The following is a 21,807-nucleotide window of genomic DNA, read 5'->3' as shown; positions in this document are numbered from 1 at the left end:
TCAGTCCTCCGGGTCGTAGCCGAGGTTCGGGGAGAGCCAGCGCTCGGCCTCCGCGAGGGTCCAGCCCTTCCGCTCGGCGTACGACGCGACCTGGTCGCGGCCGAGCCGGCCGACGACGAAGTACTGCGACTGCGGGTGGCTGAAGTACCAGCCGGACACCGAGGCACCCGGCCACATGGCCATCGACTCGGTGAGCTCGATCCCGGTGCTGGCCTCGACGTCGAGCAGCCGCCACAGCGTCCGCTTCTCGGTGTGGTCCGGGCAGGCCGGGTACCCGGGCGCGGGCCGGATGCCGGTGTACTTCTCGGCGATCAGGTCCTCGTTGGTCAGCGACTCGGTCGGCGCGTGGCCCCAGAACTCGGTGCGGACACGCTCGTGCAGCCGTTCGGCGAAGGCCTCCGCGAGGCGGTCGGCCAACGACTCCAGCAGGATGGCGTTGTAGTCGTCGAGGTCCGCCTTGAACGCCGCGATCCGCTCGGGCAGGCCGATCCCGGCGGTCACGGCGAAGGCGCCGACGTGGTCGGTCAGGCCGGTCTCGCGGGGCGCGACGAAGTCGGCCAGGGAGCGGTTCGGGATGCCGTGCCGGTGCTGCCCCTGCTGGCGCAGGTGGTGCAGCGTCGCCGCGACCTGGGACCGCTCGGGGTCGGCGTACAGCACCGTGTCGTCGCCGTCGGCGACGGCCGGGAAGAAGCCGTAGACGGCCCGGGCGGTCAGCCACTTCTCCGCCACGACGGTGTCCAGCATCGCCTGCGCGTCGTCGTACAGCTTGCGGGCGGTCTCCCCCGACGCCGGGTTGTTCAGGATGTCGGGGAAGCGGCCCTTCATCTCCCAGGCGTTGAAGAACGGCTGCCAGTCGATGTACTCGCGCAGCTCGGCGATGTCGTAGTCGTCGAGCACGTGGACGCCGGGCTGCTTCGGCGCCGGAGGGACGTACCCGTCCCAGTCGATCGGGGTGGCGTTGGCGCGCGCCTGCTCGTAGGTCAGCTGCGGGCGGTCGGACTTGTTCGAGTGCCGTGCGCGCAGGGCGTCGTAGTCGGCCTTCACGTCGGCGAGCAGCTTGGTGCGCCGGTCCGCGTGGAGGAGAGCCGCGACGGTCGGCACCGACCGGCTGGCGTCCTTGACCCACACGACCGGGCCGTCGTACCGGGGGTCCACCTTGACCGCGGTGTGGGCCCGAGACGTGGTCGCACCCCCGATCAGCAGCGGGATCTCCAGACCCAGGCGCTGCATCTCGGTGGCCATGGTGACCATCTCGTCGAGCGACGGCGTGATCAGGCCGGAGAGGCCGATCGCGTCGGCGCCCACCTCCTGGGCGGTGTCGAGGATCTTCTGCGGCGGCACCATCACCCCGAGGTCGATCACCTCGAAGTTGTTGCACTGCAGCACCACGCCGACGATGTTCTTGCCGATGTCGTGGACGTCGCCCTTCACGGTCGCCATGACGATGGTGCCGTTGGTGTCCTTGGCGGTCGCCAGGGCCGGGTTGTCGATCTTCTCCTGCTCGATGAAGGGGATGAGGTAGGCGACGGCCTTCTTCATCACCCGGGCCGACTTCACCACCTGCGGAAGGAACATCTTCCCGGAGCCGAAGAGGTCTCCGACGACGTCCATGCCGTCCATCAGCGGACCCTCGATGACCTCGATGGGGCGCCCGCCGCGGGCGGCGATCTCCTGGCGCAGCTCCTCGGTGTCGGCCTCCACGTGGGCATCGATGCCCTTGACGAGGGCGTGCGTGATCCGCTCGCCGACCGGCAGCGAGCGCCACTCCTCGGCAGCCGCCTCGGCCGCCTCGCCCTTCTTGTTGAACGACTCCGCGATCTCCAGCAGCCGCTCGGCGGCGTCGGGCCGGCGGTCGAGCACGACGTCCTCGATGCGCTCGCGCAGCTCGGGCTCCACCTGGTCGTAGACGACCAGGGCGCCGGCGTTGACGATGCCCATGTCGAGGCCTGCCTCGATCGCATGGAAGAGGAAGACCGCGTGGATCGCCTCGCGCACCGGGTTGTTGCCCCGGAAGGAGAAGCTGACGTTGGAGATGCCCCCGGAGACCTTCGCCCCCGGCAGGTTCTCCTTGATCCACCGGGTCGCCTCGATGAAGTCGCGCCCGTACGACGCGTGCTCCTCGATGCCGGTCGCGACGGCGAAGACGTTCGGGTCGAAGATGATGTCCTCGGCCGGGAAGCCGACCTCGTCGACCAGGATCCGGTACGCGCGCTCGCAGATCGCCTTGCGTCGCTCGAGGTTGTCGGCCTGGCCGTCCTCGTCGAAGGCCATGACGACCGCGGCGGCGCCGTACTTGCGGCACAGGCGGGCCTGGGCGCGGAAGGGGTCCTCGCCCTCCTTCATGGAGATCGAGTTGACGACCGGCTTGCCCTGGATGTTCTTCAGGCCGGCCTCGATCACCTCGAACTTCGAGGAGTCGACCATCACGGGGACCCGGCTGATGTCCGGCTCGCTCGCGATCAGCTTGAGGAAGCGGTCCATCGCCGCGACGCCGTCGATCATGCCCTCGTCCATGTTGACGTCGATGATCTGCGCGCCGTTCTCCACCTGCTGCGCGGCGACCGACAGGGCGGTGTCGTAGTCGCCGTCCTTGATCAGGTTGCGGAAGCGGGCCGACCCCGTGATGTTGGTGCGCTCGCCGACGTTGACGAAGAGCGAGTCCTCGTCGAGGGTGAACGGCTCCAGGCCGGAGAGCCGCATCGCCGGCGCCACGGTGGGCGGCACCCGGGGCGAGCGGTCGGCGACCGCGCCGGCGATGGCGCCGATGTGCGCGGGCGTGGTGCCGCAGCAGCCTCCGACGAGGTTGACGAAGCCGGCGTCGGCGAACTCCTGGACGACGGCGGCGGTCTCCTCCGCGGCCTCGTCGTACTCCCCGAAGGCGTTGGGAAGCCCCGCGTTGGGGTAGCAGCTGACGAAGGTGTCCGCGACCCGGCTCAGCTCGGCGATGTAGGGGCGCATCTCCTTGGCCCCGAGGGCGCAGTTGAGGCCCACCGCCAGCGGGCGGGCGTGGCGCACCGAGTTCCAGAACGCCTCGGTGGTCTGCCCCGACAGCGTCCGGCCCGAGGCGTCGGTGATCGTGCCCGAGATGACGAGCGGCCAGCGGCGGCCCTGCTCCTCGAAGAGCGTCTCGACCGCGAAGATCGCGGCCTTGGCGTTGAGCGTGTCGAAGATCGTCTCGATGACCAGCAGGTCCGCGCCGCCGTCGACCAGGCCACGGGCCGCGGTGAGGTACGCCGCGACGAGCTGGTCGTAGCTGACGTTGCGGGCGGCCGGGTCGTTGACGTCCGGCGAGATCGAGGCGGTGCGGGTCGTCGGGCCCAGCGCTCCCCCGACGTACCGGGGGCGGTCGGGAGTGGCCACCGCGTCGCACGCCTCGCGGGCCAGGCGTGCCGCGGCGACGTTCAGCTCGTAGGCCAGCTCCTCCATGCCGTAGTCCGCGAGCGAGACCGCGTTGGCGTTGAAGGTGTTCGTCTCGATGATGTCGGCGCCGGCGTCGAGGTACTCGCGGTGGATGCCCTCGATCAGTCGCGGCTGGGTCAGGGTGAGCAGGTCGTTGTTGCCGACCACGTCGCTGGGCCAGTCGGCGAACCGCTCCCCGCGGTAGCCGGCCTCGTCCGGACGGTCCCGCTGGATCGCCGTGCCCATCGCGCCGTCAATGACCATGATCCGCTCGCGCAGCATCGCGGTCAGTGCCTCGGTGGCGTCGGGGCGGTGGGACGGCGTCGCGGAGTCGTCGGGCACGCCAGCTCCTTCCGAGTGGTGGGCCGGGTCGGCCCCGCCAGCGTAGGAACGGCGTCCGAGTGCTGGACAGGGTGCCCGAATCGTGACACCGGGCGTCGGGCCCGGCGAAATCGCGACCGCTGACTACGCTGGGGAGGTGATCGAGATCGAGGACACGCCCGAGCTGGTGGACCCCATCGTCATCGCTGCCTTCGAGGGTTGGAACGACGCTGCGGACGCCGCCTCCTCGGTCGTCGACCACCTGATCAAGGTCTGGGGCGCGCGCATCGTCGCCGCGATCGACCCGGAGGAGTTCTACGACTTCCAGGTCAACCGGCCGGTCGTCGGCACCGACGAGCTGGGCCACCGGCGGATCACCTGGCCGACCACCCAGATCGCCGTCGCCTCGCCGCCCGACCTGGCCCGCGACGTGATCCTGGTGCGGGGCATCGAGCCGAACATGCGGTGGCGGCAGTTCTGCGCGGAGCTGCTGGCCACCTGCGACGAGCTCGGGGGCGAGCTGGTCGTCACGCTCGGTGCGCTGCTCGCCGACACGCCGCACACCCGGCCGATCCCGGTGACCGGCACCGCGACGGAGCCCGAGCTCGTCGACCGGCTCAAGCTCGAGCAGTCGACCTACGAGGGCCCGACCGGCATCGTCGGTGTCTTCCAGGACGCCTGCGTCCGCCTGGACATCCCCGCGGTGTCCTACTGGGCCGCCGTGCCCCACTACGTCGCGCAGCCGCCGTGCCCGAAGGCCTCGCTCGCGCTGATCGGCCAGCTCGAGGACCTGCTCGAGGTCTCGATCCCGCTCGGCGACCTCCCGGAGGACGCGCGGGCGTGGGAGCGCGGCGTGGACGAGCTCGCCGAGGAGGACGAGGACGTGGCCGACTACGTCCGCGCGCTCGAGGAGACCCGCGACACCACCGACCTCCCCGAGGCGTCCGGTGAGGCGATCGCCCGCGAGTTCGAGCGCTACCTCAAGCGCCGGGGCGACGAGGGCGGCGTCGGCTGAGCCGAGCCGGCCGACCTGGGGCCGACTACCCGGCGGCCGGCAGGATCAGACCGCGAGGCCCAGCGCGGCGTCGAGCAGGGCGAGCATCGTCACCGCGGCGTCGGGGTCGGTGGTGTCGGCGAGCCCGTCGGTGCCGAGCGTCGCCCGGACCCAGCCGTCGACCGCAGCGACCGCGCGCGGGGCGTCGAGGTCGTCCGCGAGCGCCGTGAGGACCTCGGCGACGACCGGTCCCGCCGGGGCGCCCGCGCCCAGCGAGAGAGCGCGCCGCCAGTCGGCGAGGGCGTCGACGGCGTCCCAGAGCTCGCCGTCGGTCCACTCCCAGTCCGCGCGGTAGTGGTGGCGCATCAGGGCCAGCCGGATGGCCGCGGGGTCGACGTCGCTGTTGCGCAGGGCCGAGACGAAGACGAGGTTGCCCCGCGACTTCGACATCTTCTCGCCGTCGTACCCGACCATCCCGGCGTGCACGTAGGTGCGCGCGAAGGGCGTGCCCGGCGCCACCACCTGGGCGTGGCCGGCGCACATCTCGTGGTGGGGGAAGACCAGGTCGCTGCCGCCGCCCTGCACGTCGAAGGCCCCGCCGAGGTGCTCGAGCGCGATGGCCGTGCACTCCACGTGCCAGCCGGGTCGCCCCGGTCCGAACGGGCTGGGCCACGACGGCTCGCCCTCGCGCTCGCCGCGCCACACGATGCAGTCGAGCGGGTCCTTCTTCCCCGGCCGGTCAGGGTCGCCGCCCCGCTCGGGGTAGAGCGCCAGCATCCGCTCTCGGTCGTAGCCGGACTCCTCGCCGAACGCCGGGTCGGCGGTCACCGACATGTACCAGTCGTCCTCGACGCGGTAGACCGCTCCGGCGGACTGCAGCCGCTCGATGAGCTCGATGACGAGCGGGATCGACTCGACGGCGCCGACGTAGTGGTCGGGCGCCAGCACGCGCAGCGCGGCCATGTCCTGGCGGAACAGCTCGGTCTCCCGCTCGGCCAGCTCGGTCCAGTCGGTGCCGACCTTGGTGGCACGCTCCAGGAGCGGGTCGTCGACGTCGGTCACGTTCTGCACGTAGGTCACGTCGTGGCCGGCGTTGCGCCAGGCGCGGTTCAGCAGGTCGAAGCCGACGTACGTCGCGGCGTGGCCGAGGTGGGTGGCGTCGTACGGCGTGATCCCGCAGACGTACAGGCGGGCCGGCCCGTCGGGCGTGACGTCCAGCAGGGACCCGCTCGGGGTGTCGTGGACCCGCACCGGGGGGCCCGTCACGGGCAGGGTGGGGATCTCCGGGGACGGCCAGGCACGCATGCCGGGCAGCCTAACGACCCGCGCTCAGAACGGCGGCCACGGGATGGCCGGCATCTCGCCCGACGGCGCGGGCATCACCCCGCGGTCCAGCAGCCGACGGCACCGGCGCTCGAAGGCGTCGATCTCGAGGTCGGTGAGCAGGGGCGCCAGCCGCTCGCCCAGATCCCCGCCGACCGCCGTGACCAGGCGGTGCAGCACCTCGACCTCCTCCGCGCGCAGCGGCTCCCCCAGCCAGCCCCACAGCACGGTGCGGAGCTTGTGCTCGTGGTGGAAGGTGATCCCGTGGTCGACGCCGTAGCGGTGGCCGTCGGCCATCTCGAGGACGTGCCCGCCCTTGCGGTCGGCGTTGTTGACGACGACGTCGAAGACCGCCATCCGGCGCAGCGCCACGGAGTCCTCGTGCACCAGGCTCACCGGCAGGTCCCGCGCGTCGACACCGTCGAAGACGTGCCGGAAGCCGTCGGGCACCTCGCCGTGCGGGACGATCTCGACCGCCGCCTGGTCCGGCTCCGGCTCCTGCCAGCACTGGACCATTCCCGGGCCGTGCGGCCCGTCGCGGAGCCAGGTCCGCGGCACCACGTTCCAACCGGTGGCCTCGGAGACGGCATACGCCGCGACCTCCCGCGACGCGAGGTCGCCGTCGGGGAAGTCCCACAGCGGCCGCTCCCCCGCGACCGGCTTGTAGACGACCTTCACCTCGCCCACGGTGCCGACGAAGGTCGCGTTGCTCGCGGGCATGATCCTCCCGTGGAGGAGCAGGTCCGCGCCCTCCAGGTCAACCTCGTTCATGCGAGCTCCCGGCGTGCGTGGGCCGGCTCAGGGGTCGCGCCGCCGGAAGCCGTTGGCACGCACGCACAGGTGGCCGTCGGGGTCGATCGGGCCGCCGCAGAACGGGCAGCTGGGCCGGCCCGCCTCGAGGACGTGCGCGGCCCGCTTGACGAAGGCCCGCGCGACGCCGGCGGGGACCCGGACGAGGAAGACCTCCTCGGGGTCCGGCTCCTCGAAGTCCTGGTCGACCTGGTCGGGGGCGACCACGGCGGCCTCGGTGAACGGGAACACCTCGATGACGACCCGCTCGTCGTCCGGGTCCCACGACAGCGTCATCGTGCCGGCGCGGAACTCCTCCTCGATGGGCTGCTCGAGGGGGTCGGTGTCCTCGAGGTCCAGCGGGGCGACGGCCGGGACGACCGTCTCGTTGCCCGTCGTCCGCATCACCTCGTCGAGCAGCTCGTCCACGCGCTCGGCCAGGGCCGCGACCTGTTGCTTCTCGAGCGCGACGCTCACCAGCCGCGAGCCGCTGCGTGCCTGGAGGAAGAAGGTGCGGGAACCCGGGGGTCCCACGGTGCCGGCGACGAAGCGCTCCGGCGGGTCGAACCCGTGGACGAGTGGTGCCATGACCTCACCCTAGGGGGCCGCCGAAGGACCGGCTCCCCCGCCGACCGCGGCGTCCGCCGGTCGGGAGGACCCCCGCCCCTTGCGGGTCGGCTTCGCCGCCAGCCAGGAGAGGTCACCGGCGTGCGTGTTGGTCGCCAGCACGTAGGGGCGCGACCCGGTGTAGCGGACCACCGAGATCGAGGCGGGGTCGACGTTGAGGCGCTGGAAGAGGTCGAGGTGCATCCCGAGGGCGTCGGCGAGCACGGACTTGATGATGTCGCCGTGGCTCACCGCCACCCACACGCCGCCGGCGCCGTGGGCCGACTCGACGAGCGCGTCGTGCCGGCGCACGGTCGCCACCGCCCGCGCCTGCATCGCCGCCAGCGACTCACCGCCGGGGAACTCGGCGGCGGAGGGCTGCGACTGCACCGTCGCCCACAGCTTCTCCTTGGCCAGGTCGCGCAGCTGGCGGCCCTGCCACTCGCCGTAGTCGCACTCGGTGATGCCCTTGTCGGTGACCAGCGTGAGCGGAGGCCGCTGGGCCTGCATGATCGCCTTCGCGGTCTGGCGGCACCGCTCGAGCGGGCTGCTGACGATCGCGTGCACGGGCAGGTCCTTCATCCGCTCGCCCGCGAAGCTCGCCTGCTGCTGCCCGACCTCGTCGAGCTTCACCCCCGGCATGCGCCCGGCCAGCATGCCGCTGGCGTTGGCGGTGGTGCGCCCGTGCCGGACCAGGATGACGGTGGCCATGGCCTGGGACCCTAGTCCCACCGTGGTCGGGTCCCCTGCGGCTACCGTGCTCGTGTGATCGTCGACAGCGCGTTGTACCGCGCCGGCAGCCGGGTGCCGGTCGACTGCGGACCCGACGAGTTCGCCGAGCTGCGGTGCGGGGTGCAGCAGCCCGGCGACTTCGTCTGGTTGGGCCTCCACGACCCGACGGCCGAGGAGCTGGCGAACGTGGCCGACGCGTTCGGCCTCCACCCGCTCGCGGTGGAGGACGCCGTCAAGGCACACCAGCGGCCCAAGCTCGAGCGGTACGCCGAGAGCCTGTTCCTGGTGCTCAAGCCGCTCTGGTACGTCGACGAGGAGGACGCCGTCGAGACGGGCGAGATCAGCATGTTCGTCGGCGCGGACTTCGTCGTCACGGTGCGTCACGGGGCGGGCTCGGAGCTGACCGCGGCCCGCCGGTCGCTGGAGGCGAAGCGGACGGTCCTCGACCACGGCCCCTCCGCCGTCGTGTACGCCGTCTGCGACACCGTCGTGGACGCCTACCGCGAGGTGATGGGCCAGCTCCAGAAGGACGTCGACGAGGTGGAGGAGTCGGTGTTCTCCCCGGACCGCACCAACGACTCCGTGCGGATCTACACGCTCAAGCGGGAGCTGGCCGAGGTGCGGCGTGCCGTCCAGCCGCTGCGCGACCCCATGCGGAAGTTGGCCGACGGCGAGATCGACGGGATCGTCCCCGAGTCGGCGCCGTTCTTCCGCGACGTCCACGACCACCTCGGCCAGGTCGCGGAGGTCGTGGACAACCTCGAGTCGCTGCTGTCGTCCGCCTTCGACGCCCACCTCGCGCGGATCTCGGTGCAGCAGAACGACGACATGCGCAAGATCTCCGCCGGCGCGGCGCTGGTCGTCGTGCCGACCCTCATCGCGGGCGTCTACGGCATGAACTTCGAGCACATGCCCGAGCTCGGCTGGCTGCTCGGCTACCCGTTCGCGCTCGCGCTGATGTTCGGCTCGTCCGGCGCCCTGTGGATCTTCTTCAAGCGCTCCGGTTGGCTGTAGCCCGAGGATCCGACGAGGAGCCCCGAACCGGCGTGATCGCCGGGCACCGGTCGTCGTCGAACGTACAGAACGCCTCGTCCGGAGAGAACGACCTGCGGAAACGCCGTCTCAGGTCGCGGTTGTGCACGTCCGACGACCGCCCCCCGCCCGGCGTCAGGGCGTCAAGGCGCCCGTGCTGAGCAGGATCAGCACGGCGGAGCCGAGAACGACCCGGTAGAGCACGAACGGCCGGTAGGAGTGGGTGGAGATGTACCGCAGCAGCCACGCGATGGCGGCGTACCCCACGATGAAGGAGACGACGGTGGCGGTCAGCGTGGGCGCCCACCCGTAGGTGTTGTCCCCACCCGGGATCTCCTTGAGCTCGAAGAGCCCGGCGCCGACGACGGCGGGGATGGCCAGGAGGAACGCGTAGCGGGTGGCGGCCTCGCGCTCGTAGCCGAGCGCACGCCCCATCGAGATGGTCGCCCCCGAGCGCGACACGCCCGGCACCAGGGCGCAGGCCTGGGCCAGCCCCATGAGCACCGCGTCGCGCAGGGAGAGCTGCTTGATCGACTTGTGCGTCGACCCGAACCGGTCGGCCACGCCGAGCACGATGCCGAGGACGACCAGGGTCGTGCCGATGATCCACAGGCTCCGGAAGTCCGACTCGATGACGTCCTTCAGCGCGATGCCGAGGATCACGATCGGCAGCGAGCCGATGATGATGAACCAGCCCATCCGCGCGTCCAGGTGGCCGCGGTACTCCGGCCGGACCAGCGACTTCAGCCACGTGGTGGCGATGCGCCAGATGTCGTGGCGGAAGTAGATGAGGACGGCCAGCTCGGTCCCGATCTGGACGACGGCCGTGAACGCCGCGCCGGGGTCCCCCCACCCGAAGAGCTCGGGGAAGATCCGCAGGTGCGCGCTGCTGGAGATCGGCAGGAACTCGGTCAGGCCCTGGATGGTGCCGAGGACGACGGCCTTGAGGAGATCCCACACGGGCGGTGATCCTACGGACCGGCGCCCGCGAGCCGGGGACCGCCCGCGGGGCGTCGGCCACTACGTTGTCGCCATGCAGCACAGGTCTCTGGGTGCCACCGGCTTGAAGGTCTCGCGTCTGGGGCTGGGCACGATGACGTGGGGTCGCGACACCGACGAGCACGAGGCGCGCGACCAGCTGATCGCCTTCGCCGAGGCGGGCGGGACGCTGGTCGACACCGCGGCCGGCTACGGCAACGGTGCGTCCGAGGAGCTCATCGGCACGCTCATCGGCGACGTGGTGGCGCGCGACGAGGTGGTCCTGGCGACCAAGGCGGGCATCAGCGCCCGCCGGGGCGGCCGGGAGTACAACACCTCCCGCGGACACCTGCTCTCGACCCTCGACGCGTCGCTGCGGCGGCTCGGCGTCGACCACGTCGACCTCTGGCAGGTGCACATCTGGTCCGACGAGACGCCACTGGAGGAGACGCTGAGCGCCCTCGACCTCGCGGTCACGTCGGGGCGTGCGTCGTACGTCGGCGTCTCGAACTACTCCGGCTGGCAGACGGCGCAGGCCGCGACCTGGCAGCGCGCCGTTCCCGGCCGCACGCCCCTCGCCTCCACGCAGGTGGAGTACTCGCTGCTCAACCGCGCGGTCGAGGCGGAGGTCATCCCGGCCTGCCAGGCGCTGGGTCTCGGCGTCCTGCCGTGGTCGCCGCTGGGCCGTGGGGTCCTGACCGGCAAGTACCGCTCCGGCACGCCGTCGGACTCCCGCGCCGCGTCCTCGCACTTCGCCTCGTTCGTGGGCGCCTACCTCGGTGAGCGCTCGGCCGGCATCGTCGAGTCGGTCGCCCGGGCCGCCGACGGCCTGGGGTGGAGCCCGCTGGAGGTGGCGCTGGTGTGGGTCCGCGACCAGCCCGGCGTGACGGCTCCGGTGGTGGGTGCGCGGACCGCTCAGCAGCTGCGCGGTGCGCTCACCGTGGAGGAGCTGACGCTCCCGGCCGAGATCATCGAGGCCCTCGACGACGTGTCGGCGGAGTAGCGGAGAATGGGGCCCATGTCCCGAGTCCATCGCGTTCCGCTGGGTCGTGGGGTCGAGTGGGAGTTCGACAAGGTGACGTTCTCCCGCGAGTTCCCCCGCAACGTCGTCACCAAGCTCCTGGTCGAGCGCGCCGAGCACGGCGGGTGGGAGCTGGACCGGGTCCGGATCACGCCGGACGGCACCCGTCGTGTCGTGCTGCGCCGCAAGATCATCCGGGCGGTGCGGACCGCCTGACGACGGGTCGCTGGCCGTCCCACCAGGCCTCGACACGCTCGGTCTCGGCTTCGCAGGCTCGGCCGTGCCGCTGCTCGACCACCGTTGACCAGGTCTTCGCAGGCTCAGACCTGGTCGAGGAACCGATCGAAGACGCGGGCCCCGAACTCCAGCGCGTCCACCGGGACCCGCTCGTCCACGCCGTGGAAGAGCGCGGTGAAGTCGAGGTCGGCCGGCAGCCGGAGCGGCGCGAACCCGTAGGAGCGCATGCCCAGCTTGCGGAAGTGCTTGGCGTCGGTCCCGCCGCTCATGAGGTACGGCGCGACGACGGCCTCGTCGTCCTCCGCGAGGATGGACCGCGTCATCGCGTCCACGAGGCGACCCTCGTACGGCGTCTCCCACGGCTGCTGGTGGGAGACGTGCTCGATCTCAACGCCCTCGCCCGTGAGCTCCGCCAGCGTCGCGAAGAACTCGTCCTCGAAGCCGGGCAGGAACCGGCCGTCGACGTGCGCGGTGGCCTCGGTCGGGATCACGTTGACCTTGTAGCCGGCCGAGAGCATCGTCGGGTTGGTCGTGTTGCCGATGACGGCGCCGAGCATCCGGGCTGCTCCGCCGAACTCCTCGATCAGGGCGCGCGCGTTCTCGGGCGTCGCCTCGGTCCCGGCGATGTCCGCGACGGTGGCGAGCAGCACCTCCATGGTCGGCGTCAGGCGAACCGGCCACTCGTGCGCGCCGATCCGGGCCACGGCCTGCGACAGCCGGGTGACCGCGTTCTCCGGGTTGATCATCGAGCCGTGCCCGGCGCGACCGCGGGCGGTGAGGCGCATCCAGGCCATGCCCTTCTCGGCCGCCTCGATGAGGTAGACCCGGCGCCCGCGCACCGTCGTGCTGAAGCCGCCGACCTCGCCGACCGCCTCGGTGCAGTGCTCGAGCTCCTCACGGTGCTGCTCGACGAGGACCTCGGCGCCCTTGTGGCCGCCGGCCTCCTCGTCCGCCGTGAAGCAGAGCACGATCGGCCGGGACGGCACGCGGCCGGAGCGCTGGCGGTCGCGGACGACCGAGAGCAGCATCGCGTCGAAGTCCTTCATGTCGACCGCGCCGCGGCCCCACACGTAGCCGTCCTGGACCTCGCCCGAGAACGGGTGGACCTGCCAGTCCTCAGCCGCGGCAGGCACCACGTCGAGGTGGCCGTGCAGCAGCAGCGCGCCCTGCTCGGCCGAGGCCCCCGGCGTACCGCCCCAGTGCGCGACCACCGACGTGCGCCCGGGCTCGGACTCGTAGAGCCGCGGCTCGATGCCCACCTCGTCGAGCAGCGAGGCCACGAGTTCGGCGGCCTTGCGCTCCCCCGGGCCCTCCTGGTCGCCGTAGTTGGAGGTGTCGATGCGGATCAGGTCGCGGCAGATCTCCACGACCTCGCGGGCGGGGTCGGTCGTCCGGTCCTCGTTCGGCATGGCGCCAGCATGACACCGACGCGGGCACGGCCCGATTCCGTGGGGACGACAGCTCTGTAGTACGGTTTCTCCGCACTCGTCCGGGTGGCGGAATTGGCAGACGCGCTAGCTTGAGGTGCTAGTGCCCGTATTAGGGCGTGGGGGTTCAAGTCCCCCCTCGGACACCACTTCGACCAAGCCCCCTTCCGGTACGCCGCGAGGGGGCTTCGTCGTTCCCGATGGTCGACCGCGTAGGTGGCGGACGGATGGGGCACCGAGGCGGCGAACCCGCGCCCGACCGGAAGGAACCTCGTGCTCGCGACCATGCCGCTCACCGTCGCGTGGGTCCTCTTCGCGGGTTGCGCAGCGGTCATCGGGGTCGCCGGGACCCGGCTGGCCGGGGTCGTGGACCACCTCGCCGACCGCACGGGCATCGGGGAGGCCGTCGCCGGCGCGGTCCTCATGGGCGCGGTCACCTCCCTGAGCGGCAGCGTCCTGTCGGTCAGCGCCGCCTGGTCCGGCCGTCCCGAGCTCGCGGTGTCGAACGCGGTGGGCGGCATCGCGGTGCAGACGCTGTTCCTCGCGATCGCCGACCTCGCCTACCGCCGGGCCAACCTCGAGCATGCCGCCGCCTCGATCGGCAACATGATGCAGGGCGCCCTGCTGATGGCCCAGATGTCCTGGCTGCTCGTCGCCTTCGCGATGCCGGGGTGGACCATCGCCCACGTCCACGTCGTGACCCCGCTGCTGCTCGGTTCCTACCTCTACGGCGTGCACCTGGTCCGCAGGACGCAGACCGAGGCGATGTGGGCGCCGGCGTCGACCCGCGAGACGCGCGTCGACGAGCCCGAGGAGGAGAACAAGCGCGAGTCGCTGCGACGCCTGGTCGTCGTCTTCCTCGGCCTCGCGGCCGCCCTCGGCGTCACCGGCTGGCTCCTCGAGCGCAGTGCCGGCGTGATCGCCGCCGAGACCGGCCTCGGCCAGGCGATCGTCGGCACCCTCTTCACGTCCACCGCCACCTCCCTCCCCGAGCTCGTGACGACGATCGCCGCCGTCCGCAACGGCGCCCTCACCCTCGCCGTGGCCGGCATCATCGGTGGCAACGCGTACGACACCCTGTTCGCCGCCTTCTCCGACGTGGCCTACCTGGACGGCTCGATCTACCAGGCCGTCTCGGAGAGCGTGGTGTTCTGGACCGCGCTCGGCGCCTTGATGACCGCGGTCCTGCTGATGGGCCTGATCCGCCGCGAGGAACGCGGGCCGGGCGGCATCGGGTTCGAGAGCGTCGCGCTCTTCGTCCTCTACATCGGAGGCGTGGTGACGGTCGTGGCGACCGGCTGACCGACCGGCCAGCGCGGCCCCGGCGTGCGGTCTGCCCCGCGGAAGGCCGCCGGTGCGTACGATACGCGCCATGGTGCCGCCGGACTCCCGCCAGTGCGGCGAGCGAGCCCGGAGCCTGGCCCGATGAACGCGATCTTCGCCCGCCGCTACGAGATGCTGGCGCCGATCGCCGATGGCGGGATGGGCTCGGTGTGGGTGGTCCGGGACCAGCTGGACGGGCAGGTCCGCGCTGCCAAGGTGCTGCGGCACAGCGATGCCGGCTCCTTGCTGCGGTTCATGCGCGAGCAGGCGACGCGCATCCACCATCCCCACGTCGTCACGCCCCTCAACTGGTGCGGCGAGGACGACTCGGTGCTGTTCACCATGCCGCTCGTCCGAGGCGGGTCCGTCGCCACGCTGGTCGGTGACTGGGGGCCGCTGTCGGACACGTGGGTCGTGACGGTCCTCGAACAGACCCTGTCTGCCCTGGCGGCCGTCCACGCCGCCCGCATCGTGCACCGAGACGTGAAGCCGGCGAACCTCCTGCTCGAACCGACGGGCAGCAACCCCCCGCACGTGCGGCTCACCGACTTCGGCATCGCCATCCCGGTCGACCAGCCGCGGATGACGTTGTCGTCGACCACCCTGGGTACGCCGGGGTACATGCCTCCCGAGCAGCGCTCCGGTGCGGATCCAGACCCGAGGCAGGACCTCTACGCAGCTGCGATGGTCGGGCTCGAGATGTTGCTCGGGCACCCGCCGCCGTTCTCCGCTGCCGAGGTCCCGCGAACCCCGCTGGGCGCACTGTTGGAGGCGGCTGCCGATCCCGACCCGGACCGGCGCCCGCCCACCGCCGATGCGCTGCTCGAGGACCTGCGCGCTGTCCGCGAGGGCCTGGCCGAGGCCTGGGACCCGGGCGAGGTGGAGGTGCTCGACCAGTTCTCCGGACACGGGGATCCGGCGGTAGCGGGGTCGCCAACGGCTGCCACGACGGTCCTCTCCGGGACCGCGGTCCTGCCGGCGACCACCGCGCTTCCGCTGGGCGCAGGGGCTCCGTCGTCGGCCGGCCCATCCGTCTCGTCCCCGGTCTCGTCGGCGGCGCCGTCCGACAACACGTCCTCGCCACCGTCGGTCCTCGCGGTGGCCGCCCTCACGGGTCTCGGCCTGCTGCTGCTCGCGCTCTCCGGGGTGCTGCTGCTCCGCTGACGGATCGAGCGCCCGGCCGGTTGGGCGCACAGCTGGGACCTCGGACCCACGGCAGGACCGCGGCGCGGTCCTAGCGTCGGTCGCGTGACCGGCTCCCTCGTCCCCCGACTCCTCTCCCGCCCCCTGGCTGCACTCCTCGGCGTCTCGATCCTGCTGAGCTCCTGCGGCACGGGGGAAGGCGAACGCGGCGTCGCCGAGGAGCCGCCGCTGCGCAGCACCGACCTGCTGATCTCTGCAGACGACCTCCCACCAGGCTGGAGCGACAGCAACTCACAGGGCCTCGACTACCGGGTCGAGGTCTGCGGCGTCGACCTCGAGCCGGAGGACCCTGTCCGGGCGACGAGCATCCGGTTCTCCCGGGGTCCGCTCGGCCCGTTCCTCGAGCAGCATGTTCGCGTCTACCGCTCCGATGTCGCCTCCGGGGTGGTCGCGAACCTGCGTGCGGCGTTGACCGACTGCACGGAGTACGCGGCGACCGGCAGCCGGCCGGACAGCCCGGAGGCCCGCTTCGCCGTCGAGCCGTTGACCGTCGACGGGGCCCCGGCCGAGAGCGTGGCATGGCGCCAGACCTCCCAAGGCGACCTGCCTGTCACCGCGGACGTGCTGCTCGTCCCGCGGGGCGACGCAGCGGTCCTGCTCATGTCGTACGCACTCCGGGCAACGCCCGACCCCGAGGTCCTCGCCAACGCGGTCGCCGCGCTCCCGGAAGCTCCGTGAGATGCGGGCGACTCCCCCACTCCGCGGCGCCCGAGCCGACGAGCGCGGTGCCGGCACCGTCGAGTACGTCGGCGGGACGATCCTCGCCGCCTTCCTCGTCCTGGCCCTCCTGGTCACCCCGGTCGGCAGCTCGGTGCGCGATGCGTTCTCGGCTGCCGTCTGCAGCGTCGTCGAGCGGGACGGGTGCACCGTCCCCGGCGTCGGTGAGACGCCGCTGGAGCAGGCGACCAGCGGCCAGTACGTCGCGCTGGGCGACAGCTACTCCTCCGGTGAGGGCGCCTGGGACTACGAGGACGGCACGGACTTCGACGACCGTGACGACCTCTGGCCCTTCAACGACCACGAGGAGGACCACAACCGCTGCCACCGCTCGGAGAGCGCCTACTCCCAGGTCGTCGCGGGCGACAACGACTTCGCCGGGGGGTTCTCCTTCGTCGCGTGCTCTGGGGCGGTGGCCAACGACCTCGACCACCCGAACCACAGCAACTCAGGAGAGGACCCGCAGTACGACAGCCTGGACGACGGCGTCTCGCTCGTGACCATGACCATGGGCGGAAACGACCTCGGGTTCGCCGACGTCGTGAAGGACTGCATCGTCAACGGCGAGCGCGGCGTCGGCTTCCTCGACAGCTGTCAGGAGAAGCACGACCAGCGGATCCGGGACGATCTCCCGCGGCTTAGCGACGACCTCGTCCAGCGCTACCGGGAGATCCAAGAGCGCGCGCCCAACGCTCGGGTCATCATCATCGGCTATCCGCCACTCTTCGTCGAGAACCCCTCCGACAGCTTCAACAACCTGCTCTTCGCCGAGGACCAGCGGTGGATGAACCAGATGGGCGCCGATCTCAACGCGATGCTCGCCGCAGCCGCCGCGGAGGCGGGCGTGGAGTTCGTCGACCCGACGTCGGCCTTCGAGGGGCACGGGATCGGCAGTGACGAGCCGTGGATCAACGACCTCGACCTCGGGGGTCCCGGGTTCTCGGTCGCCGACCCCAGCAGCTTCCACCCGAACGCCGCCGGTCACGCCGCCATCGCCGAGCTCGTCCAGCAGCAGCTGGAGAACCCGCGCTATCCCTGAGCCGGTGGCACTCGTCGCTACGCTGGCGGTCCTGCCAGGCGAGGAGGGAGTGCGGCGATGAGCACCGGCACGGTCCGCGCGATCGCGACGGCCAGCCTGTTGGGCTGCGTCCTGCTGGTGCTCCACGCCCTCATCCTCGGCCTGCACTTCGAGGACACGCCTCGAGCGCTCGAGGACGCCGCCCGGGGCAAGGCGGTCGGCTACCCGGCCTTCCTCGGCGGGCTCCTCGCAACGGTGGCACTGCTCGGGGCCCGACGACGGTGGGCGCCGGGTGTCGCCTTCGTGGCCCTGGTCCTGGGCGCGGCGGCGCTGGTGGTCGACCTGCTCTGGTGACGTCCGGTCATCCGGCGTCGGCCGCCGTCACCTCTCCGATCGCCAGGACAGAGCCCCGCTGGACCCGCCAGGCGTCCATCGCACCGGCTGCGGCCTCGATGGTCGCGCTGGCACGGAGGCGGGGACGGGTCATCCCGACGTGCCGACGAAGCGTGGCCACCGTCAGCACCCGGCCGCGGCGGTCGACCACGGCGACGTCGATCGGATAGCGCATCCCGACCATGTGCACCGAGGGACACCGCGTGATCCACAGGGCGCCGACCACCGCGTCGGTCCCGAGGAGACCGCGCCGGCGGGCTCGCGTCGTCTCGGCGACCTCGAGCGGCGCGACGGGCCGACCATCGCACAGCAGCACCCGGTCGCCCGGGCCGAGGACCCGGCGCGGCCGCGTCATCTGAGGTTTGCGCCGGCCGTCGAGGTGGGACCATTCCCAGGCACCACACGGACGGAAGGACGACAGAGGCTGCCGATGGACCTTCGACTGATGGGGCGACTCGCCCTCACCCTGGCCCTCGGGGCCCTGGTCGCGTGGCTCGCCGCCCTGGTCCTCACCCTGCCGGCCGGCAGCGCCACCGCCACCGTGGTGCTCAGGACGCTGCTCACCGCCGTCGTCCTGGTCCTGCTCACCCGCCTCGTCATGCGGCGAGCGTACGACGGCCCCGGTGTGGTGGTCAGAGCCGCAGCCGCCGGGGCGCTCGCCTATCTCGTCTCTCCCGCGGCCTGGTCCGGCCGGGCGCTGCTGGGCCAGCTGGTGCTCGACCCGGGACCCGCGACCTTCGTCATCGATCTGGTGCTGTGGGTCGGCGTGGTGACCGTGAGCGCGCGCACTGCCGACCTCCGCGAGAGCGTGCGCGCGGCCGTGCCGTACCAGTGGAGCTGAGCGGCCGCGCAGCAGCGCCGACGAGCGTTCCGACGGATGGGCCCGCACGCGGGCCCGGGGACCTAGACGAAGGCTCCACGGGACCGATTGGCTGGACGTCGTCGTGGACGAGGGCTGCCGACCGGCGCCCCAGCAGGGAAGGCAGGACCATGGGGGCTGCAGACGGACGTCGGCCGGACGAGCGTGGCGCGGCCACGCTCGAGACGGTCGGCGTCACCATCATCGCCGCCCTGGTGATCCTCGGGGTGCTGATGGCGGCGCTTCCGCAGGGCAAGAGGATCAGTGAGACCTACGCGTACTGGATGTGCCTGGTCGTCACGGCAGGCCAGGGCAGCTGCGCGCCCCCGTCCGCCGCAGAGTCCCGTGAGCCCACCGATCCCTGCGTCCTGACCCAGGACGGCGTCGAGCGCAACCAGAAGATCTCCGTCGTCGTCGTCACGGCCGAGGACGGTCGCCGCATCGAGATCCAGAAGCTCAGCAACGGTGAGTACCGCGTCTCGGTGACCGACCGCGAGGCAGCCGGCGCGGAGGTCGGCGTGGGCGGGGGCCTGACCGTGACCGTGAACGACAGGACCGCCGGCGGCAGCGCCACCGCGCAGGCTGGTGCCTCGGTCGGCATCCGCAACGGCGACGTGTACTACGCCGACGAGGACGACATCGACGACGTGCTGGACGCCTTGACCCAGGACCAGGTCAAGGACACCGTGGCCGGCGACGGTGGGCCGATCCGCTGGCTCGCCGACCGGGCCACGGACGTGATCGGGATCAGCAACGACCTGCCCGAGCCGGACGAGGTCTACGCCGAGGGCGGTGTCTCCCTCAACGCGAGCGCAGAGGCCACCGGACTTCTCGACCGGGCGTCCGCCGGTGTGAGCGCGGCACAGATGCTCGGCACCCGCACCAACCGCGACGGGTCCGTCACGATCTATCTGAAGTCGACCGTCTCCGGAAAGGCCGGGCTGCAGAGCCTCGGTGTCGACACCGAGGGCAACCCGCAGTTCCAGGGCGCGGACCTCTCGGGCTCCGCCGAGGTCGTCACCGCCGTCACCTTCGACTCCGAGGGCAACATGGTCCGGGTGTCCACCACGGCGACGGCCGCGGGCTCCTCCTCCGGCGTCGCGTCCGCGCTCTTCGGGGGCGACGCCGATGCCGACCTCGGCAACCAGGAGGGAAGGCTGCGGATCTACCAGGCGACGCTCGACACCGACAACGCGATCAACCGTTCGGCAGCCCAGCAGTTCCTGCTGGCGCAGGGCGTGGGGACCCTCGGCCCCTGGGTGAACCCGGCCCTCTCCAGCGTCGGCGCTCTCGCCGTCCCAGGCTTCATCCAGGCAGCCCTGGACAACGGCACCGTCACGCAGCAGGACTACGACACCGAGAGCAACACCGTCTTCGGCCTCGATGCCGCGGGCAAGCTCGGGATCCAGCTCGGCGTCTCCGCCAGCGTCTCGACGGACTCGATGTCCACCACCGGGGCGCAATACTGGGACGGCACGCAATGGGTGAACTGGGAGGCTTGCGGCCTGTGACACGTCAGCTCCTGACCACGCCGGTCCTCGTGGCCGCCCTCGCGCTCGGCCTGGCGGCCTGCGGAGGTGACGCTTCCGACCCGTCCGAGGAGGCCGGCGCGGTCTACGAACCGACCGACAGTCCCTCGATGGGGGTCACGATGATCGACCTTCCCGCCGACTACTCGACCATCGAGGGCACGGGCTTCACCATCGGCGCGCCCGGTGAGTTCCAGCAACAGCGGACCCAGAGCTCCAACGGTGAGCCGATGCTGGTGCTGGAGAAGCCCTCGGAGGTCGAGTCGCTCCCGCAGCGGGTCGCCATCATCCGCGACGTCGATCCGACCTCGTCGGCTGCCGAGCAGTCCTTCGCCCTCGAGACCGCGAAGTCGGCGGCCGGGCCGGGTGCCGAGGTCGAGCGCTCACAGCTGCCGGCCACCGACGAGGACCTCGGCCCGGCGTACCTGGTGACGTGGAAGGAGGTGCGTCCCGGCAGCGGCACCGAGGACGTCGAGGTGACGTACTGGCAGCTCTTCCAGCAGGCCGGTGACGACCTCATCATCAACGTCGTCGCGCTCGCGCCGAGTGCTGAGTTCGAGACGTCCGAGGTCAGTCGGATCCTACGCACCTTCGCCGTGGACGCTTCCGCCGCCGCATGAGGATCAGCCCCGCACAGGTCCTGGTCCTCCGTCTGGGCGCCGTGGCCTGCCTGGTCGGCGCGGTCGTCGCGGCGTACCTCGCGGTGACCATCGACTCGGCTCCGCCCGACGGAGGTCGGGCCGTCGTCGCCGCCGATCCGCGCGAGGTCCCCCTGCCCGACCCCGGCCTCTTCGGCTCGCAGGTGATCGTCTACGGCGCCTCGGGCGAGGCCGGCGTCGCTCCGTCGGACCTGGGCTGCCGGCTGCTGAGCCGGCGCGGCACCGAGCAGAGCACCGCGAAGATGTCGGAGCTCAGGGTCCTGTCGACCCCTGCGATCACGCTCGACGGTGAGAACCTCGATCCACTGTTCAGCGTCGACTCGTACCCGTCCGGGTCGGTGCTGGCCTGCTCAGGCGCCGCGGGCATCGCTCCGTTGGCGATCTCCGCGCCCTCCACGTTCGGGACCGCCGGGCTCGTCGTACGGGGGGCCGCCGCCCTCGCCTCGCTCACGATGCTGGGCGTCGGGCTGGGCGGGCTGGTGGCGCTCCGCCGGCGTCGCTGACATCCGGGTGACGTCCGGCGGGCCCTCGGGACGACGTCGGGCGGCGCTACTCGACCAGGCTCGGGGTGAGGCCGCCGAGCTCGAAGCCGGCCAGCGACAACAGCCCGGTCTCGCCGTCGATGACGAACTCCGCGGTCAGCGGCCCGCAGCTGAGCGTGGTGCCGAGGTCCGGCGGTGGCGGCGGCGGCTCCGGGCTCGCGGTCGGGCCGTCGGAGGGCGTGGCGGTGGCGCTCGGTGTCGCCGTGGGTGTCGGGCTCGGCGGAGGCGGCTCCTCGTCCTGCCAGGTGCAGGAGGAGAGGTCGAGGCCGGTCGAGGCGACCGCGCTCGCCTCCGCGGCGTCGACCTCGTCGCTGACCGGCTCCTGCATCCGCACCGAGGCCCGCACCTCTCCGCTGGCCAGGTCGAAGCAGTAGTCGGTGAGGGTCGCGTCGTTCTTCTCGGCGTAGGTGCTCGCAAGGTCACGACCCAGGGCGCAACCGGCCGTGCCACCGAGGCCGCCCTTGCTGGTGACCAGGTCCAGCAGCTCACCGATGAGGTCCCGCAGTGCACCGGCTCCGGCCAGTGCTGCCGCGTCCGCGGCGCTCTGGGCCTGGGACTTCTCGTCCACGCCGCGGGAGAGCAGGGCCACGCCTGAGAACGCGACGGCGATGAGGGCGACGCTCACCACCATGACCAGCCCGGTCGTGATCTGGCCGAACCCGTCGCGTCGGGAACGGCGGAGGTGGTCGGTCAGCATGTCGAGCC

22 protein-coding genes and 1 tRNA gene are annotated in these 21,807 nt (G+C 71.8%); 14 read left to right on the top strand and 9 right to left on the bottom strand.

From position 1 onward, the window contains the following. Entirely contained in the window at window positions 1-3,681 is a 3,681-nt protein-coding gene (metH, locus tag ACSMHG_RS08965) for a methionine synthase (protein ID WP_435743898.1), read from the bottom strand. 196 nt (window positions 3,682-3,877) lie between these two features. Between metH and ACSMHG_RS08960 the strand changes: the two genes are divergently transcribed. Continuing rightward, the gene (locus ACSMHG_RS08960; RefSeq protein ID WP_435743857.1) at window positions 3,878-4,735 is read left to right on the top strand and encodes a PAC2 family protein; all 858 of its coding nucleotides are present in this window, start codon (window positions 3,878-3,880) and stop codon (window positions 4,733-4,735) included. A 45-nt stretch (window positions 4,736-4,780) separates the two neighbouring features. On the opposite strand, the gene mshC is transcribed toward ACSMHG_RS08960, so the two are convergent. The 4 genes from mshC to ACSMHG_RS08940 are packed head-to-tail and all read right to left on the bottom strand — an operon-like array spanning window position 4,781 to window position 8,143. Further along, window positions 4,781-6,019 (bottom strand): cysteine--1-D-myo-inosityl 2-amino-2-deoxy-alpha-D-glucopyranoside ligase, encoded by a 1,239-nt coding sequence (mshC, locus tag ACSMHG_RS08955; RefSeq protein WP_435743855.1) that lies wholly within the window; start codon window positions 6,017-6,019, stop codon window positions 4,781-4,783. A gap of 24 nt (window positions 6,020-6,043) precedes the next feature. Beyond that, window positions 6,044-6,808: an SCO1664 family protein gene (locus ACSMHG_RS08950; protein ID WP_435743853.1), complete on the bottom strand. Its 765-nt coding sequence runs from the start codon at window positions 6,806-6,808 to the stop codon at window positions 6,044-6,046. A gap of 27 nt (window positions 6,809-6,835) precedes the next feature. Beyond that, entirely contained in the window at window positions 6,836-7,414 is a 579-nt protein-coding gene (locus tag ACSMHG_RS08945; RefSeq protein WP_435743851.1) for a DUF3090 domain-containing protein, read from the bottom strand. A 9-nt stretch (window positions 7,415-7,423) separates the two neighbouring features. Continuing rightward, window positions 7,424-8,143, bottom strand: coding sequence for a histidine phosphatase family protein (locus ACSMHG_RS08940; protein ID WP_435743849.1), 720 nt, complete (start codon window positions 8,141-8,143; stop codon window positions 7,424-7,426). A 54-nt stretch (window positions 8,144-8,197) separates the two neighbouring features. Between ACSMHG_RS08940 and corA the strand changes: the two genes are divergently transcribed. Further along, window positions 8,198-9,178: a magnesium/cobalt transporter CorA gene (corA, locus tag ACSMHG_RS08935; RefSeq protein ID WP_435743847.1), complete on the top strand. Its 981-nt coding sequence runs from the start codon at window positions 8,198-8,200 to the stop codon at window positions 9,176-9,178. 153 nt (window positions 9,179-9,331) lie between these two features. On the opposite strand, the gene ACSMHG_RS08930 is transcribed toward corA, so the two are convergent. Then, window positions 9,332-10,156 carry an undecaprenyl-diphosphate phosphatase gene (locus tag ACSMHG_RS08930; RefSeq protein ID WP_435743845.1) on the bottom strand — a complete coding sequence of 275 codons (825 nt, stop codon included), beginning with the start codon at window positions 10,154-10,156 and terminating at the stop codon, window positions 9,332-9,334. Between the two features lie 73 nt (window positions 10,157-10,229). On the opposite strand from ACSMHG_RS08930, the gene ACSMHG_RS08925 reads away from it, so the two are divergent. Both ACSMHG_RS08925 and ACSMHG_RS08920 read left to right on the top strand, forming a co-directional pair. After that, a complete protein-coding gene (locus ACSMHG_RS08925) occupies window positions 10,230-11,177 on the top strand; it encodes an aldo/keto reductase (RefSeq protein ID WP_435743843.1) in 948 nt (315 codons plus the stop codon). Between the two features lie 15 nt (window positions 11,178-11,192). Then, the gene (locus ACSMHG_RS08920) at window positions 11,193-11,411 is read left to right on the top strand and encodes a DUF5703 family protein (RefSeq protein ID WP_435743840.1); all 219 of its coding nucleotides are present in this window, start codon (window positions 11,193-11,195) and stop codon (window positions 11,409-11,411) included. 104 nt (window positions 11,412-11,515) lie between these two features. Here the strand turns inward: ACSMHG_RS08920 and ACSMHG_RS08915 are convergent, their stop codons facing one another. Then, window positions 11,516-12,841, bottom strand: a complete 1,326-nt coding sequence (locus ACSMHG_RS08915; protein ID WP_435743837.1) for a M20/M25/M40 family metallo-hydrolase — start codon at window positions 12,839-12,841, stop codon at window positions 11,516-11,518. Window positions 12,842-12,919: 78 nt separating this feature from the next. Between ACSMHG_RS08915 and ACSMHG_RS08910 the strand changes: the two genes are divergently transcribed. The 6 genes from ACSMHG_RS08910 to ACSMHG_RS08885 all read left to right on the top strand — a co-directional run bounded on the left by ACSMHG_RS08910 (window position 12,920) and on the right by ACSMHG_RS08885 (window position 17,474). Beyond that, a tRNA-Leu gene (locus tag ACSMHG_RS08910) sits at window positions 12,920-13,008 on the top strand. A gap of 124 nt (window positions 13,009-13,132) precedes the next feature. After that, window positions 13,133-14,161 (top strand): sodium:calcium antiporter, encoded by a 1,029-nt coding sequence (locus ACSMHG_RS08905; protein ID WP_435743835.1) that lies wholly within the window; start codon window positions 13,133-13,135, stop codon window positions 14,159-14,161. Window positions 14,162-14,284: 123 nt separating this feature from the next. Continuing rightward, on the top strand, window positions 14,285-15,346 hold the full coding sequence (locus tag ACSMHG_RS08900) for a serine/threonine-protein kinase (RefSeq protein ID WP_435743833.1): 1,062 nt from the start codon (window positions 14,285-14,287) through the stop codon (window positions 15,344-15,346). Between the two features lie 84 nt (window positions 15,347-15,430). Further along, on the top strand, window positions 15,431-16,063 hold the full coding sequence (locus tag ACSMHG_RS08895; protein WP_435743830.1) for a hypothetical protein: 633 nt from the start codon (window positions 15,431-15,433) through the stop codon (window positions 16,061-16,063). Window position 16,064: 1 nt separating this feature from the next. After that, on the top strand, window positions 16,065-17,141 hold the full coding sequence (locus ACSMHG_RS08890; RefSeq protein ID WP_435743828.1) for an SGNH/GDSL hydrolase family protein: 1,077 nt from the start codon (window positions 16,065-16,067) through the stop codon (window positions 17,139-17,141). A 57-nt stretch (window positions 17,142-17,198) separates the two neighbouring features. Next, the gene (locus tag ACSMHG_RS08885; RefSeq protein WP_435743826.1) at window positions 17,199-17,474 is read left to right on the top strand and encodes a hypothetical protein; all 276 of its coding nucleotides are present in this window, start codon (window positions 17,199-17,201) and stop codon (window positions 17,472-17,474) included. A 7-nt stretch (window positions 17,475-17,481) separates the two neighbouring features. Here ACSMHG_RS08885 and ACSMHG_RS08880 read toward each other — a convergent pair whose 3' ends face one another. Continuing rightward, the gene (locus ACSMHG_RS08880) at window positions 17,482-17,868 is read right to left on the bottom strand and encodes a DUF192 domain-containing protein (RefSeq protein ID WP_435743824.1); all 387 of its coding nucleotides are present in this window, start codon (window positions 17,866-17,868) and stop codon (window positions 17,482-17,484) included. 90 nt (window positions 17,869-17,958) lie between these two features. Here ACSMHG_RS08880 and ACSMHG_RS08875 point away from each other — a divergent pair, with 90 nt between their 5' ends. The 4 genes from ACSMHG_RS08875 (at window position 17,959) to ACSMHG_RS08860 (ending at window position 21,063) form a co-directional block, all read left to right on the top strand. Next, entirely contained in the window at window positions 17,959-18,354 is a 396-nt protein-coding gene (locus ACSMHG_RS08875; protein ID WP_435743822.1) for a hypothetical protein, read from the top strand. A 149-nt stretch (window positions 18,355-18,503) separates the two neighbouring features. Continuing rightward, window positions 18,504-19,883 carry a hypothetical protein gene (locus tag ACSMHG_RS08870; protein WP_435743820.1) on the top strand — a complete coding sequence of 460 codons (1,380 nt, stop codon included), beginning with the start codon at window positions 18,504-18,506 and terminating at the stop codon, window positions 19,881-19,883. Next, window positions 19,880-20,521, top strand: coding sequence for a hypothetical protein (locus tag ACSMHG_RS08865; protein WP_435743818.1), 642 nt, complete (start codon window positions 19,880-19,882; stop codon window positions 20,519-20,521). Before ACSMHG_RS08870 ends, ACSMHG_RS08865 begins: the two co-directional genes overlap by 4 nt. After that, on the top strand, window positions 20,518-21,063 hold the full coding sequence (locus ACSMHG_RS08860; RefSeq protein ID WP_435743816.1) for a hypothetical protein: 546 nt from the start codon (window positions 20,518-20,520) through the stop codon (window positions 21,061-21,063). The genes ACSMHG_RS08865 and ACSMHG_RS08860 overlap by 4 nt, the downstream gene beginning before the upstream one ends. 46 nt (window positions 21,064-21,109) lie before the next feature. Here ACSMHG_RS08860 and ACSMHG_RS08855 read toward each other — a convergent pair whose 3' ends face one another. Continuing rightward, window positions 21,110-21,799, bottom strand: coding sequence for a pilus assembly protein TadG-related protein (locus ACSMHG_RS08855; protein ID WP_435743814.1), 690 nt, complete (start codon window positions 21,797-21,799; stop codon window positions 21,110-21,112). Between the last annotated feature and the right edge of the window lie 8 nt (window positions 21,800-21,807).

This window comes from Nocardioides ureilyticus, from assembly GCF_051280745.1.
In the GTDB taxonomy this organism is placed as follows: domain Bacteria; phylum Actinomycetota; class Actinomycetes; order Propionibacteriales; family Nocardioidaceae; genus Nocardioides.
Note: the sequence above shows the minus strand (reverse complement) of the source record. Positions and strands in the feature narration are given on the sequence as shown.